Consider the following 15,493-nt stretch of genomic DNA (forward strand, 5'->3'; position numbering starts at 1 on the left):
CGGCACCCGCCGGGCAGCTCGCTCAGGAGGGCAATCTCACGCGCTTCTTGTTCTCGGTGAAGATGCCCCAGCTGGACAGGAACAGGGCGGCGATCAGTGGCCCGATGACAAAACCGTTCAATCCGAAGACCGACAACCCGCCCAAGGTGCTGATCAGAATCAGATAGTCGGGCATGCGCGTGTCCTTGCCCACCAGGATCGGCCGCAGCAGGTTGTCCACCAGCCCGATCACGAACACGCCGAACAGCGCCAGCACCACGCCTTGCCAGATCGCCCCGCTCAACAGGAAGTACACCGCCACCGGGGCCCAGACGATCCCCGCGCCCACCGCCGGCAGCAGTGAAAGAAACGCCATGACCACTGCCCAGAGCAACGCGCTGGGAATATCCAGCAGCCAGAAGATCAGCCCGCCGAGACCACCCTGGGTCACCGCCACCACCAGGTTGCCCTTCACCGTGGCACGCACCACGCGGTTGAACTTCAGTTGCAGGCGACGCTTCTGCTGCTCGGCCAGGGGCACCGCCGTGCGGATGCGCCGTACCAGTTCCGGGCCGTCGCGCAGGAAGAAGAACAATAGGTAGAGCATGATGAAAAAGCTCACCACGAATTCGAAAGTGCCCTGCCCGACGCTGACCGCCTGGCTGGCCAGGAACTGGCTACCCTGGGTGACGCCCTCGACCACCTTGGCCTGCAGGCCATCGAGATCTCCCAGCCCGAAGCGGTCGAGCAGCCGTTGGAACGAGCCCGGCAGCAGGTGCTTGAACTGCGCCACGTGACCGGCAATATCCAGGCGACCGCTTTCGATACTCTGGTACAACGCGGTCCCTTCCTGCACCAGCAGGACGCCGATGACGATCACCGGCAATACCGCAATCACCAGGCATGCGCCCAGGGTGCACAGCGAGGCCAGGTTGCGTCGGGCCTTCAGGCGCTGCAGCAGCCGGCGCTGCAGGGGCGCAAAGACAATGCCGAGAATGACCGCCCAGAACACCGCGCCATAGAACGGCTGGAGAATCCAGAGAAAGGCAATGGTCACCAGCGCCAGCAGGAGCAGCAGGCATTTGTTGTGCAGGGAAACTTCGCTCATGTCCGGTCCATTTCGGGAAAACGCAGGGGCGGATGCTCCCCTCAGCGCGTTAGTCAGGCGAACGCACCGATTCGTTCACAAAGTCTGGATCCAGATCAATAAAACCCGGCGCCGAACGACTTAATCTCGCGACTTTTTGCCGACGGTCCGTCCATGTCCTTCCCCGCCCCCGAACTGCTGGCCCCCGCCGGCACCCTCAAGAACATGCGTTACGCCTTCGCCTACGGTGCCGACGCCGTTTACGCAGGCCAACCGCGCTACAGCCTGCGGGTGCGTAACAACGAGTTCGACCACGCCAACCTCGCCCTTGGCATTCGCGAAGCCCAGTCCCAGGGCAAGCGTTTCTACGTGGTGGTGAACATCGCCCCGCACAATGCCAAGCTCAAGACCTTTCTCAAGGACCTGGCGCCGGTGATCGAGATGGCGCCGGATGCGCTGATCATGTCCGATCCAGGGCTGATCATGCTGGTGCGCCAGCATTTCCCGCAGATGCCGATCCACCTGTCGGTGCAGGCCAACACGGTGAACTGGGCCAGCGTACAGTTCTGGCAGCAGATGGGCCTGACCAGGATCATCCTGTCGCGGGAGCTGTCCCTGGAGGAGATCGAGGAAATCCGCCAGCAGGTACCGGAGATGGAGCTGGAGGTGTTCGTCCACGGTGCGCTGTGCATGGCCTACTCCGGGCGCTGCCTGCTGTCGGGCTACATGAACCGGCGCGACGCCAACCAGGGCACCTGCACCAACGCCTGTCGCTGGAAGTACAGCGCGCAGCCGGCCACGGAGAATCTCACGGGCGAAATCGTCAAGGTCTTCGAGCCTGAAGCGGTCGAGCCGACCCTCGGCCTGGGCGCCCCGACCGACCAGGTGTTCCTGTTGCAGGAAGCCAACCGCCCCGAGGAGTCGATGCCGGCCTTCGAGGACGAGCACGGTACCTACATCATGAACGCCAAGGACCTGCGCGCGGTGCAGCATGTCGAGCGGCTGGCACGGATGGGCGTGCACTCGCTGAAGATCGAAGGCCGGACCAAGTCGCACTTCTACTGCGCGCGGACCACCCAGGTCTACCGCCAGGCCATCGACGACGCCGTGGCCGGGCGCGCGTTCGACCGCGGCCTGATGACCGACCTCGAGTCACTGGCCCAGCGCGGCTATACCGAGGGGTTCCTGCGTCGGCACGTACATGACGAGTACCAGAACTACCAGAACGGCAGTTCGGTCTCCGAACGCCAGCAGTTCGTCGGTGAGCTGACCGGCGTGCGCCGTGAGCGGCTGGCGGAGGTCAAGGTGAAGAACCGCTTCGGACTGGGCGATCACCTGGAACTGATGACGCCCAAGGGCAACTTTCATTTCGACCTGGGAGAATTGCGCAACGTCCACGGCGAGCCGATCGAGGTGGCACCGGGGGACGGGCACACGGTGTACCTGCCGATTCCGGATCAGGTCGAGCTGGAGTTCGGGCTGTTGATGCGCGATATCCAGGTCAGTCCATAAACCTACCGGGGCGGCTGTGGCCTCTTCGCGGATAAATCCTGCTCCCACAGCGTTGAGTCGTACACCGGGGAAGGCTCAAGACTGTGGGAGCAGGATTTATCCGCGAAGAACGATAGCACCGATCTCAGATCCGGAACTGCCCCACCAGTTTGCCCAGGCGTTGCCCCAGGTCCGCCAGGCTACGGGAGGTCTGCGCGCCCTGCTGGGTCTGGTCCGCCACGTTATCCACCGCCACCGCGATCTGGTGCACGCTGCGGTTGATCTCCTCGGCCACTGCTGTCTGCTCCTCGGCAGCACTGGCGATCTGCGCGTTCATGGCGTTGATGGTGCCGATCAGTTGCGCGATGGTATCCAGCGACGACCCCGCCTCGTTGGCCTTGACAGAGGTGCCGTCACCGGCCTCGCTGGAGCGGCGCATGGCCTCCACCGCCGACTGGGTGCCCGACTGCAACCGGTCGATCATGCCCTGGATTTCCTGGGTGCTCTGCTGGGTCCGGCTGGCCAGCGCGCGAACCTCGTCCGCCACCACCGCGAAACCACGTCCCGCCTCGCCGGCGCGGGCCGCCTCGATCGCCGCGTTGAGGGCCAGCAGGTTGGTCTGTTCGGCGATCGAACGGATCACCCCGAGCACGCTGACGATCGAGGTCACGTCCTGCTGCAGGCTGTCCAGCGAGACGCCACTGCTGCGAATGTCCCTCACCAGTGCATGAATCTGCTCGATGCTACCGTCGACCACGCGCTTGGCCGCCTGGCCTTCGGCGTCGGTCTGCTGGGCCGCGACCGCCGCCCCCTGGGCACTGCGCGCCACTTCCTGGGCCGCCGAGGACATCTGGTTGATCGCCGTGGCGACCTGGTCGGTTTCGTGACGCTGACGCTCCATCGCCTCTTCCGAACGGTTCGCCTGCTCGGCAACCTGGCCGACCAGCCCGGTCAACTGGCCGGTCATCTCGGTGATCTGCCGCACCAGACTGTGAATCTTCTCGACGAAGCGGTTGAACGAGCCAGCCAACTGGCCCAGTTCGTCCTGACTGGTAATTGCCAGGCGATGGGTGAGATCGCCCTCGCCGGCGGCGATATCGTCCAGGTTGGCTTTCATCAGTAGCAGTGGACGCAGGATGGTATTGGCCACCAGCATCCCCACGATCGCAATCACCACCAGCACCAGCAGGGCGATGCCGACGATACTCAGCACCACACCTTCCATGCGCTCGGTGATCTTGGCCTGGACCACCGCGACCTGGGCTTCGATGCCGTCGAGGTTGACCGAGGAGCCGACAGCCATGTCCCACTTGGCCAGGTACTCGGTGTAGCCCAGCTTGGGCACCAGGACCGACTCCTTGCCCGGCAGCGGCGAGCTGTACTCCAGGTAGTGGGTGCCATTCTTGGCCACTTCGACCAGGCCGCTGTTGACATACACGCCATTCGGATCGCGGGTGTCCTTGAAGCTCTTGCCCAAGCCGTCGGGGCTGTCGCTCTTGAACAGCCGGACGATCTGCGAGTCGTAGCCGAAGAAGTAGCCGTCCTTGCCGTACTTGATGCTCGAGAGCAACTTGATCGCCTGGTCGCGCGAAGCCTGGTCACCTGGCGCAGCCGCATCGTAGAGCGGCTTGATTGCAGTCATTGCCACCGCGACATAACTCTGCAAGGTGGCACGGGCTTCGGCGATCAGTTGTTTGCGGGTGTCCTCGACTTCCTTGCGAGCCTGGTTCTGCAGGATCAACGCAGTGGTCAGGCTGATCACTACGGCGAACAACAGGACGGGCAATACGGCGAGGGACAGGACTTTGGCCTTCAGGCTCAGGCGCATGGGATGCTCTCTTATTATTGGCTCGATGACGGGTTAACGGCCTGGAATGCGGAAAGTTGAGCACCTTGTACGGACGTACCGCACCGAAAAATATCGGCGAACCCACCATTTTCCCGGCTGGAAATCGACCGTCTACGACGTATTGTCGATTTTCATCGCTGTCCATTCGATGGGATAAAGCCGGCCTTTATTGACGCCGGTCATTGTTTTTTTATTTGTTCGTTCAAATAAAGAAAAAATCCGACAGGCCGTTAACCTTCCAAATCTCTGTATTTCAAGAATAAGGACGTCGCTACATGTCGCTCAGACAGCTTTCCATCCAATGGAAGATCACCCTGCTTGCCGGGCTTTGCCTGCTGGGGATCGTCACACTGCTGGTCAGCCTTTCGCTGTATCGCATGGAACACAGCTCCGAGCTGGTCAAGGCCTCCAGCATGGAGATGCTCAACGAGGCGGCCCAGGCGCGTATCGAAGCCCAGGGTGAAGTCCAGGCGCTGATCATCCGTCGCCAGTTCATGGATGCCTACCAGTACGGCAACGGTTTTGCCCGCCAGGTGCTGTTCCTGCGCGAGCAGGCACAGAAGCGCTTTCTCGACGCCTTCGACCTGCGTGAAGACCTGACCCGCCAGGTGAAGTCCGCACTGCAAGCCAACCCTGACCTGCTCGGCCTGTCGCTGGTGTTCGAGGCCAATGCGCTGGATGGCAAGGACGAGCTGTTCGCCGGGCAGAAAGAGCTGGGTAGCAACGACAAGGGCCGCTTCGCCCTCTACTGGTCGCAACCGACCCCGGGCAAGCTGACCTCCATGTCACTGCCGGAAAGCGACATGAGCGACACCAGCACCGGCCCCAGCGGCCAACCGAACAACACCTGGTTCACCTGCCCGCGCACGACCCTGAAACCCTGCGTGATCGAACCCTACTTCTACGAGATCGACGGCCATAACGTGCTGATGACCAGCATCGTCTTTCCGTTGCAGTTCGAGGGCAAGGTGATCGCCTCGCTGTCGGTCGACATCAACCTCGACAGCCTGCAAGCGGTCAGCCAGCAGGCGAGCAAGAAGCTCTACGACGGCCAGACCAGTGTCAGCATTCTCAGCCCGGTCGGTCTGCTGGCCGGCTACAGCCCGGACGCCAGCCAGCTCAGCCAGCGCCTGGACAAGGTCGACACCCGCGATGGCGCGGCACTGATCCAGCAATTGGCCAGCAGTACCGAGACCCAGGTACTGCGCACCCACCAGCAACTGAAGATCCTCGCACCGTTCCAGCCCATTCCCGGTGGCAAGCCGTGGGGCGTCCTGCTCGATGTGCCGGAGAAAGTGCTGGTGGGGCCGGCCGAGGCGCTCAAGACCCAGCTCGATGAACGCAGCGCCGCCGGTACCCTGATCGAATCGAGCCTCGGCCTGCTGGCGGCGGTGATCGGCCTGCTGCTGGTCTGGCTGACCGCCCGCAGCGTGACCCGTCCGATTCTCGCCGTGGCGCACATGCTCGAAGACATCGCCAGCGGTGAAGGCGATCTGACCCGCCGCCTGCACTACGACAAGAAGGACGAACTGGGCCAGTTGGCCGGCTGGTTCAACCGTTTCCTCGACAAGCTGCAGCCGGTGATCGCCGAGGTGAAGCGCTCGGTCCAGGATGCCCGCGGCACCGCCGACCAGTCGTCCGCCATCGCCACCCAGACCAGCGCCGGCATGGAACAGCAGTATCGCCAGGTCGATCAGGTGGCCACCGCCTCCCACGAGATGAGCGCCACCGCCCAGGATGTCGCCCGCAGTGCCGCCCAGGCCGCGCAAGCTGCCCGCGATGCCGACCAGGCCACCCGCCAGGGCCTGACCGTGATCGATCGCACCACGACCAGCATCGGTCACCTGGCCGCCGACATGAGCGATGCCATGGGCCAGGTCGAGGGGCTGGCCGCCAACAGCGAGAAGATCGGTTCGGTGCTGGAGGTGATTCGCGCGATCGCCGAGCAGACCAATCTACTGGCCCTCAACGCCGCCATCGAAGCCGCCCGCGCCGGTGAGGCCGGACGCGGTTTTGCCGTGGTTGCCGATGAGGTTCGCAACCTGGCGCGCCGGACCCAGGAGTCGGTCGAGGAGACCCGCCAGGTCATCGAGGAACTGCAGAGCGGCACTCGCGAGGTGGTCAGCTCCATGGGCAACAGCCATCGCCAGGCCCAGGGCAGCGTCGCGCAGGTCAGCCAGGCGGTGACCGCCCTGCAGCAGATCGGCAATGCGGTCACGGTCATCACCGACATGAACCTGCAGATCGCCAGCGCGGCAGAGGAACAAAGCGCGGTGGCCGAGGAGATCAACAACAACGTGGCGACCATCCGCGATGTCACCGAATCGCTGTCCGGCCAGGCCAACGAATCGGCGCGGGTCAGCCAGTCGCTCAACCACTTGGCCAACCAGCAGCAGGGGCTGATGGATCAGTTCCGGGCCTGACCCCTCCCGCGTGGGGCTTCAGCTTCTGCGCGGCAAATCGATCGTCACCAGCAGTCCGCCAAGCGGGCTGCTCAATAGACGCAACTGCGCGCCCCAGGCTTCGACAATATCCCGGACGATGCCCAGCCCCAGTCCATGCCCGGTGGTCTGTTCGTCCAAACGCGTGCCACGGCTGAACACCGCATCGCGATTCTGCTCGGGAATACCCGGGCCATCATCCTCGATACTCAACCTGTACCCCCCCGCCGTTTCGACGATGCCCAGGCGCACCTCGGCATCCGCCCATTTGCAGGCATTGTCCAGCAGGTTGCCCAGCAGTTCGAGCAAGTCCTCGCGGTCCCAGGGCAGTTGCAGGCCAGGGGGGGCCGTATGGCTCAACGCCAGGTGTTCACCATGAATCATGCCGAGGGTCGACAGCAGGCTCGGCAGCTCCGTGTCGCAGTCGAACGACACCCCTGGCAGGGTGTCGCCGGCGAGGCGTGCGCGGTTCAACTCCCGACTCAGACGCTGCTCGATCTGTTCCAGTTGTTCGCGCAATACCTTGCGCAGCCCCGGGTGACCGTCCAGGCGGACGTCGGAGGCCAGGCTCAGCAGCACCGCCAGCGGGGTTTTCAGGGCATGTCCCAGGTTGCCCAGGGCGTTGCGCGAACGCTTGAGGCTGTCCTCGGTGTGGGCCAGCAGATGGTTGATCTGGGCCACCAGCGGTTCGAGCTCCTGGGGTACCTGGGTCTCCAGTTGCGAACGCTTGCCCTGCTGCAGCTGCGCAATCTGCTCGCGGGCATTTTCCAGCGGGCGCAAGGCCCGGCGTACGGTGATTCGTTGCAACAGCAGGATGACGATCAGTGCCGCGAGGCCGATCCCCAGGCCGATGCGTTGCATCAACTGGAAGCTTTCACGTACCGGTGTGTAGTCCTGGGCCACGCTGATGCTGATCGATTGCCCCAGGCGCCGGTAGTCCGAGCGCAATACCAGCAACCTCTGCCCTTCCGGGCCCAGTTGCAGGTCGGCATGCAGCCCCGGCCGTTCAGGCATCGGCAGCTCCTGATCCCAGAGTGAACGCGAGCGCCAGTGATGCTCGGCGAAATCGACCCGGAAGTAGTGCCCGGAGAACGGCCGCTGATAGGCCGGCGACAGGCGCCTCTCATCCAGCTGCAAACCGTCTGGACCACGCACCAGCGCCACCAACAGATTTTCGCTGTCGGCATGCAGCCCCTCCTCCAGGTAGCGTTGCAGGCCCAGCTCGAACAGCCACAGGCTGGTTTGCGCGACGATCAGGCCAACGATCAGCAGCACGCTGACCAGGCCCAGGCTGAGGCGGCGCTGGATCGACCTCACCCGGCGCTTCCACCGAACAGGTAGCCCTGGCCGCGACGCGTCTCGATCACCGTGCGCCCGAGTTTGCGGCGCAAGTGATTGACGTGCACTTCCAGCACGTTCGAGTCACGCTCGGTTTCACCGTTGTAGAGATGCTCGGCCAGATGGCTCTTGGAGAGGATCTGTTCCGGATGCAGCATGAAGTAGCGCAACAGGCGAAACTCGGCAGCGGTGAGCTGAATCTCCTCGCTCCCCCGGGTAACGCATTGGCGCCCTTCATCCAGATGCAGGCCCGCGGCATTCAGGGTCGGCTGGTTCGGCTGGCCATGGGCACGACGCAGCAAGGACTGGATGCGCAATTGCAACTCTTCAGGGTGGAACGGCTTGGTCAGGTAATCATCGGCGCCGGCCTTGAGGCCCTCGATACGCTCGGCCCAGGAATCCCGGGCCGTCAGGATCAATACCGGAATCGTCAGGCCGCCGCTACGCCATTGACGCAGTACCTCCAGCCCCGGCAACCCGGGCAGGCCCAGGTCGAGGATGACCAGGTCATAGGGTTCGGTAGCCCCCTGATACACCGCATCGCGCCCATCAGCCAGCCAGTCGACCGCGTAGCCCTGGCGGGCCAGCCCCGTCAGCAGTTCATCGGCCAGGGGCACATTGTCCTCTACCAGCAACAGGCGCATCAGTCGTCCTCCTCGTCTTTCAGCAGGTCGCCATTGCTGGCATTGAGCTTGATTTCCCGGACCACGCCAGCCTGGGTCAACAACTCGACCTCGTAGACGTAATCCCCGTGACTGGTTTCCAGTTCGGCCTCCAGCAGCTTGGCGCCTGGATGCTGTCCCATGGCCTGTTGCAGCAGGTGTTCAAGCGGCAGGATCACCCCCTGCTGGCGAAGGCGCAGGGCTTCGTCCTGGTTCAGGTCCCTGGCCGATACCAGGGTACATACGGTTGCCAGCGTCAACAGACTGCAGGCGCGCAAATTGAAGATCATTACCTGTCCTGATGGTCCTTGAGAACCTCACCGCGGCTGGCGTCCCATTCGATTGCTACTCGATTCCCTGAGCATCGCGCAGTTCTACCCGATGGATGGAGCGAAAAAGCCAGCTCGGCTCCCCGAGCACTGTTCATCGCCGCTATGGCAAATAGCCATTTGCTCTGACAAAGTAGCCGTAACAACTTAAACGAAGCTGAATTTACCCGACAAGTCTTGGTCCATCTCCCCATCCTGCATTTTCCCGATCCAGGCAGCCACTGGCGACAACCTTCCTTATAATTCCGCTATCCAGAAAGCGAGAGCCGTATGACTGCGATCCATATCAAATATCCCGCACTGACGCTCAAGGCCGGCAAGCATGCCTATCGACGCATACGCGAAGGTGGGCTGAAGGCTGCCGATGTCGGTACCCTGCCCGGTGCGGCGGGTGGGCCAAAGGCGCTGGGCATCCAGGGGCTCGATCTGGCGCTGTTCGGCCAATGGTTGCCGGCCAGTCCACGGGAGCGTTCGCTGATCGGCGCGTCGATTGGCGCCTGGCGGTTCGCCAGCGCCTGCCTGCCGGATGCCGCCCAGGGTATCGAACGCCTGGGACAACTCTACAACGAGCAGAGCTTTGCCAAGGGCGTGACCATGGCCGAGGTCAGCCGCAGTTGTGAGCGCATGCTGCATGATCTGCTCGAAGGACGCGACGCATCCATCCTGAGCAATGAACGCTACCGCCTCAACGTAGTGATCGTCAAAAGCCATGGCCTGCTGGCTGACGACCACCGTGGTCGTCTCGGCCTGGGCCTGTCCTCGGTGATCGCCGACAACCTGCTGGGTCGTGCGCGCCTGGCCCGGCATTTCGAGCGGGTGATCCTGCATGACCCACGGCTCTCCCCTCCCCTGCTGCCGCTGAAGGACTTTCCTTCGCGCCTGCTGCCTCTGGCCGCAGAGAACCTGCGCCAGGGCCTGCTGGCCTCGGGCTCGATTCCGATGGTCATGGAAGGCGTGCGCGACATCGCCGGTGTCGGCAGCGGCACCTATCGCGACGGCGGGCTGCTCGACTATCACCTGGACCTGCCCTACGACGGCGATGACGTAGTGTTGTATCCGCACTTCACCGACAAGGTCATTCCCGGCTGGTTCGACAAGACCCTGCCCTGGCGCCGCGGCAATCCGGAACGCCTGCAGGATGTCCTGCTGCTGGCGCCGTCACGGGAATACCTGGCCCGCCTGCCCCACGGCAAGCTGCCTGATCGCAATGATTTCAAGCGTTTCATGGGAGACGACAAGGGCCGCCAGAGCTACTGGCGCAAGGCGATGGCCGAAAGCCGGCGATTGGGTGACGAATTCCTTGAACTGGCCGATAACGGTCGACTGGCCGAGCGTCTGCTGACGCTTTGACTCGGTCATCCCGCAGCGGAGCTGGTAAACTACCGAGCTGCATGCATTCTTCAGAGCTGATAATACCTTGGAAATCTTCAAAGAGTTTACGTTCGAATCCGCCCATCGCCTGCCTCACGTCCCCGAGGGGCACAAGTGTGGCCGCCTGCATGGTCACTCCTTCAAGGTGGCGATCCACCTGAGCGGCGAGATCGACCAGCATACTGGCTGGATTCGTGACTTCTCCGAGATCAAGGCGATCTTCAAGCCACTGTACGAACGCCTGGACCACAACTACCTGAACGATATTCCCGGGCTGGAAAACCCTACCAGCGAGAACCTGGCGAAGTGGATCTGGCAGGAGCTCAAGCCCTTGCTGCCGGAACTGTCGGCGATCCGCATTCATGAGACCTGCACCAGCGGGTGCATCTATCGCGGGGAGTGAATCCCGGGCATAAAAAAACCACCTGCCGAGGTGGTTTTTTTATGTGCGCAGGATTCTAGCCGGTGACGCGGAGCGTCGGGGGATGCATTCCCACGCGGAGCGTGGGAACGATCGGTGGCCAGCGGGCTGGAGCTTTTAAGGCGTCTGCGGCATCGATCGGCAGCAAGCCGGCACCTGCAGGTACAGGAACGAATCATCGCCGTCCCTTCCCCATGATCCCTGGTCTCTGATCCCTGGTCTCTGATCCCCGATCCCTGATCCTGATCCTGACTCCGATCCCCGATCCCTGATCCCTGATCGTTGATCCCCGATCCCTGACCCCTGACCCCTGACCCCTGATCCCTGATCCTGATCCTGACTCCGATCCCCGATCCCCGATCCCCGATCCCCGATCCCCGATCCCCGATCCCTGACCCCTGACCCCTGACCCCTGACCTCTGACCCCTGATCCTGATCCTGATCCTGATCCTGATCCTGACTCCGATCCCCGATCCCTGATCCCTGATCGTTGATCCCCGATCGTTCCCACGCTCTGCGTGGGAATGCATCCCAGGACGCTGTGCGTCCGCTTCCGAACGCCAGAAAAGACAAAACCCCAACTGCTTTCGCAATTGGGGTTTCGGAATTTAATCTTGACGATGACCTACTCTCACATGGGGAAACCCCACACTACCATCGGCGATGCATCGTTTCACTTCTGAGTTCGGGATGGGATCAGGTGGTTCCAATGCTCTATGGTCGTCAAGAAATTCTGTAGCCGGCTCGTTGTTTGGACAACGCTCCAGCGAATCGGGTATGTGACAGTCTTCGGTGCTTTGTGCGTGGCAAACTTTCGGTTCACTTCGTCTTCATACACCGCAATCTGCTTCGTTTCGCAAATTGCTTGGGTGTTATATGGTCAAGCCTCACGGGCAATTAGTATGGGTTAGCTCAACGCCTCACAGCGCTTACACACCCCACCTATCAACGTCGTAGTCTTCGACGGCCCTTCAGGGAACTCAAGGTTCCAGTGAGATCTCATCTTGAGGCAAGTTTCCCGCTTAGATGCTTTCAGCGGTTATCTTTTCCGAACATAGCTACCCGGCAATGCCACTGGCGTGACAACCGGAACACCAGAGGTTCGTCCACTCCGGTCCTCTCGTACTAGGAGCAGCCCCTCTCAAATCTCAAACGTCCACGGCAGATAGGGACCGAACTGTCTCACGACGTTCTAAACCCAGCTCGCGTACCACTTTAAATGGCGAACAGCCATACCCTTGGGACCGGCTTCAGCCCCAGGATGTGATGAGCCGACATCGAGGTGCCAAACACCGCCGTCGATATGAACTCTTGGGCGGTATCAGCCTGTTATCCCCGGAGTACCTTTTATCCGTTGAGCGATGGCCCTTCCATACAGAACCACCGGATCACTAAGACCTACTTTCGTACCTGCTCGACGTGTCTGTCTCGCAGTCAAGCGCGCTTTTGCCTTTATACTCTGCGACCGATTTCCGACCGGTCTGAGCACCTCCGTTACTCTTTGGAGAGACCGCCCCAGTCAAACTACCCACCATACACTGTCCTCGATCCGGATAACGGACCTGAGTTAGAACCTCAAAGTTGCCAGGGTGGTATTTCAAGAATGGCTCCACGCAAACTGGCGTTCACGCTTCAAAGCCTCCCACCTATCCTACACAAGCAAATTCAAAGTCCAGTGCAAAGCTATAGTAAAGGTTCACGGGGTCTTTCCGTCTAGCCGCGGATACACTGCATCTTCACAGCGATTTCAATTTCACTGAGTCTCGGGTGGAGACAGCGCCGCCATCGTTACGCCATTCGTGCAGGTCGGAACTTACCCGACAAGGAATTTCGCTACCTTAGGACCGTTATAGTTACGGCCGCCGTTTACCGGGGCTTCGATCAAGAGCTTCGCTTTCGCTAACCCCATCAATTAACCTTCCGGCACCGGGCAGGCGTCACACCCTATACGTCCACTTTCGTGTTTGCAGAGTGCTGTGTTTTAATAAACAGTCGCAGCGGCCTGGTATCTTCGACCGGCATGGGCTTACGGAGCAAGTCCTTCACCCTCACCGGCGCACCTTCTCCCGAAGTTACGGTGCCATTTTGCCTAGTTCCTTCACCCGAGTTCTCTCAAGCGCCTTGGTATTCTCTACCTAACCACCTGTGTCGGTTTGGGGTACGGTTCCTGGTTATCTGAAGCTTAGAAGCTTTTCTTGGAAGCATGGCATCAACCACTTCGCGTCCTAAAGGACACTCGTCATCAGCTCTCGGCCTTAAGATCCCGGATTTACCTAAGATCTCAGCCTACCACCTTAAACTTGGACAACCAACGCCAAGCTGGCCTAGCCTTCTCCGTCCCTCCATCGCAATAACCAGAAGTACAGGAATATTAACCTGTTTTCCATCGACTACGCTTTTCAGCCTCGCCTTAGGGACCGACTAACCCTGCGTCGATTAACGTTGCGCAGGAAACCTTGGTCTTTCGGCGTGGGTGTTTTTCACACCCATTGTCGTTACTCATGTCAGCATTCGCACTTCTGATACCTCCAGCAAGCTTCTCAACTCACCTTCACAGGCTTACAGAACGCTCCTCTACCGCATCACTTACGTGATACCCGTAGCTTCGGTGCATGGTTTGAGCCCCGTTACATCTTCCGCGCAGGCCGACTCGACTAGTGAGCTATTACGCTTTCTTTAAAGGGTGGCTGCTTCTAAGCCAACCTCCTAGCTGTCTAAGCCTTCCCACATCGTTTCCCACTTAACCATGACTTTGGGACCTTAGCTGACGGTCTGGGTTGTTTCCCTTTCACGACGGACGTTAGCACCCGCCGTGTGTCTCCCACGCTCGGCACTTCCAGGTATTCGGAGTTTGCATCGGTTTGGTAAGTCGGGATGACCCCCTAGCCGAAACAGTGCTCTACCCCTGGAGTGATACGTGAGGCGCTACCTAAATAGCTTTCGAGGAGAACCAGCTATCTCCGAGCTTGATTAGCCTTTCACTCCGATCCACAGGTCATCCGCTAACTTTTCAACGGTAGTCGGTTCGGTCCTCCAGTCAGTGTTACCTAACCTTCAACCTGCCCATGGATAGATCGCCCGGTTTCGGGTCTATACCCAGCGACTAAGCGCCCTATTAAGACTCGCTTTCGCTACGCCTCCCTATTCGGTTAAGCTCGCCACTGAATATAAGTCGCTGACCCATTATACAAAAGGTACGCAGTCACAGAACAAAGTCTGCTCCCACTGCTTGTACGCATACGGTTTCAGGATCTATTTCACTCCCCTCTCCGGGGTTCTTTTCGCCTTTCCCTCACGGTACTAGTTCACTATCGGTCAGTCAGTAGTATTTAGCCTTGGAGGATGGTCCCCCATATTCAGACAAGGTTTCTCGTGCCCCGTCCTACTCGATTTCATGACTAAGAGACTTTCGCGTACAGGGCTATCACCCACTATGGCCGCACTTTCCAGAGCGTTCCGCTAATCTCAAAGCCACTTAAGGGCTGGTCCCCGTTCGCTCGCCACTACTAAGGGAATCTCGGTTGATTCTTTTCCTCAGGGTACTTAGATGTTTCAGTTCCTGGTTCGCCTCTTGTACCTATGTATTCAGTACAAGATAACCAGCTTATGCTGGTTGGGTTCCCCCATTCAGAGATCTCCGGATCAAAGTCTGTTTGCCGACTCCCCGAAGCTTATCGCAGGCTACCACGTCTTTCATCGCCTCTGACTGCCAAGGCATCCACCGTATGCGCTTCTTCACTTGACCATATAACCCCAAGCAATCTGGTTATACTATGAAGACGACATTCGCCGAAAATTTGCCGCTCAATTAAGAGTACTCACAAATTTTACCTTAGCCTGATCCACTACCAGTGAAAGTAGTGTTCAGTCTTCTTTCTATCACATACCCAAATTTTTAAAGAACGATTCTGATAAAGTTCAGAAATCAATATTCGTCATCGAATATTCATTTCTAAGCTCTACGATCTGGCCAACTGCATGGTGGAGCTGAATATGGTGGAGCCAAGCGGGATCGAACCGCTGACCTCCTGCGTGCAAGGCAGGCGCTCTCCCAGCTGAGCTATGGCCCCGTATCGACTACAGGGTGCACCAGGTAATTGGTGGGTCTGGGCAGATTCGAACTGCCGACCTCACCCTTATCAGGGGTGCGCTCTAACCAACTGAGCTACAGACCCAATCGTCTTCTTCAATGAATCAAGCAATTCGTGTGGGAACTTATGGTGCAGCTGATGTCGTCGATTAAGGAGGTGATCCAGCCGCAGGTTCCCCTACGGCTACCTTGTTACGACTTCACCCCAGTCATGAATCACACCGTGGTAACCGTCCTCCCGAAGGTTAGACTAGCTACTTCTGGTGCAACCCACTCCCATGGTGTGACGGGCGGTGTGTACAAGGCCCGGGAACGTATTCACCGCGACATTCTGATTCGCGATTACTAGCGATTCCGACTTCACGCAGTCGAGTTGCAGACTGCGATCCGGACTACGATCGGTTTTGTGGGATTAGCTCCACCTCGCGGCTTGGC

General features: G+C 60.1%; 9 protein-coding genes, 2 tRNA genes, 3 rRNA genes and 1 pseudogene (1 of these 15 cut by a window edge). 5 read left to right on the top strand and 10 right to left on the bottom strand.

What is annotated here, in order from left to right; genetic code table 11:
- Window positions 1-22: 22 nt before the first annotated feature.
- A complete protein-coding gene (locus HU752_RS22900) occupies window positions 23-1,087 on the bottom strand; it encodes an AI-2E family transporter (RefSeq protein WP_186684563.1) in 1,065 nt (354 codons plus the stop codon).
- Window positions 1,088-1,240: 153 nt separating this feature from the next.
- Here HU752_RS22900 and trhP point away from each other — a divergent pair, with 153 nt between their 5' ends.
- Window positions 1,241-2,578, top strand: coding sequence for a prephenate-dependent tRNA uridine(34) hydroxylase TrhP (gene trhP / locus HU752_RS22905; protein ID WP_186684561.1), 1,338 nt, complete (start codon window positions 1,241-1,243; stop codon window positions 2,576-2,578).
- 124 nt (window positions 2,579-2,702) lie between these two features.
- Here trhP and ctpM read toward each other — a convergent pair whose 3' ends face one another.
- A complete protein-coding gene (ctpM, locus tag HU752_RS32360) occupies window positions 2,703-4,385 on the bottom strand; it encodes a methyl-accepting chemotaxis protein CtpM (RefSeq protein ID WP_186684559.1) in 1,683 nt (560 codons plus the stop codon).
- Between the two features lie 515 nt (window positions 4,386-4,900).
- On the opposite strand from ctpM, the pseudogene HU752_RS32280 reads away from it, so the two are divergent.
- Window positions 4,901-5,971, top strand: a pseudogene (locus HU752_RS32280) (PDC sensor domain-containing protein); the annotation flags it as partial.
- A gap of 102 nt (window positions 5,972-6,073) precedes the next feature.
- Window positions 6,074-6,829 (top strand): methyl-accepting chemotaxis protein, encoded by a 756-nt coding sequence (locus tag HU752_RS32285; RefSeq protein ID WP_437182385.1) that lies wholly within the window; start codon window positions 6,074-6,076, stop codon window positions 6,827-6,829.
- An 18-nt stretch (window positions 6,830-6,847) separates the two neighbouring features.
- Here the strand turns inward: HU752_RS32285 and HU752_RS22920 are convergent, their stop codons facing one another.
- The 3 genes from HU752_RS22920 to HU752_RS22930 are packed head-to-tail and all read right to left on the bottom strand — an operon-like array spanning window position 6,848 to window position 9,137.
- On the bottom strand, window positions 6,848-8,164 hold the full coding sequence (locus HU752_RS22920; RefSeq protein WP_186684555.1) for a sensor histidine kinase: 1,317 nt from the start codon (window positions 8,162-8,164) through the stop codon (window positions 6,848-6,850).
- Window positions 8,161-8,829 (bottom strand): response regulator transcription factor, encoded by a 669-nt coding sequence (locus HU752_RS22925; protein WP_186684553.1) that lies wholly within the window; start codon window positions 8,827-8,829, stop codon window positions 8,161-8,163. The genes HU752_RS22920 and HU752_RS22925 overlap by 4 nt, the downstream gene beginning before the upstream one ends.
- On the bottom strand, window positions 8,829-9,137 hold the full coding sequence (locus tag HU752_RS22930; protein WP_186684551.1) for a PepSY domain-containing protein: 309 nt from the start codon (window positions 9,135-9,137) through the stop codon (window positions 8,829-8,831). Before HU752_RS22930 ends, HU752_RS22925 begins: the two co-directional genes overlap by 1 nt.
- A gap of 309 nt (window positions 9,138-9,446) precedes the next feature.
- On the opposite strand from HU752_RS22930, the gene HU752_RS22935 reads away from it, so the two are divergent.
- Together HU752_RS22935 and queD are read left to right on the top strand one after the other, a co-directional pair.
- On the top strand, window positions 9,447-10,526 hold the full coding sequence (locus HU752_RS22935) for a patatin-like phospholipase family protein (protein WP_186684543.1): 1,080 nt from the start codon (window positions 9,447-9,449) through the stop codon (window positions 10,524-10,526).
- Between the two features lie 67 nt (window positions 10,527-10,593).
- On the top strand, window positions 10,594-10,950 hold the full coding sequence (gene queD / locus HU752_RS22940) for a 6-carboxytetrahydropterin synthase QueD (protein ID WP_017903546.1): 357 nt from the start codon (window positions 10,594-10,596) through the stop codon (window positions 10,948-10,950).
- Window positions 10,951-11,580: 630 nt separating this feature from the next.
- Here queD and rrf read toward each other — a convergent pair.
- From rrf to HU752_RS22965, 5 genes are all read right to left on the bottom strand, one after another.
- Window positions 11,581-11,696 (bottom strand): 5S ribosomal RNA (rrf, locus tag HU752_RS22945).
- A 148-nt stretch (window positions 11,697-11,844) separates the two neighbouring features.
- Window positions 11,845-14,713: ribosomal RNA gene (locus HU752_RS22950) — 23S ribosomal RNA — on the bottom strand.
- Window positions 14,714-14,962: 249 nt separating this feature from the next.
- Window positions 14,963-15,038: transfer RNA gene (locus HU752_RS22955), tRNA-Ala, on the bottom strand.
- A 28-nt stretch (window positions 15,039-15,066) separates the two neighbouring features.
- A tRNA-Ile gene (locus HU752_RS22960) sits at window positions 15,067-15,143 on the bottom strand.
- Between the two features lie 65 nt (window positions 15,144-15,208).
- Window positions 15,209-15,493 (bottom strand): 16S ribosomal RNA (locus tag HU752_RS22965) (it continues 1,250 nt past the right edge of the window).
- The 16S, 23S and 5S rRNA genes sit together here with 2 tRNA genes alongside, the layout of an rRNA operon.

It is taken from the genome of Pseudomonas vanderleydeniana (assembly GCF_014268755.2).
GTDB lineage: Bacteria > Pseudomonadota > Gammaproteobacteria > Pseudomonadales > Pseudomonadaceae > Aquipseudomonas > Aquipseudomonas vanderleydeniana.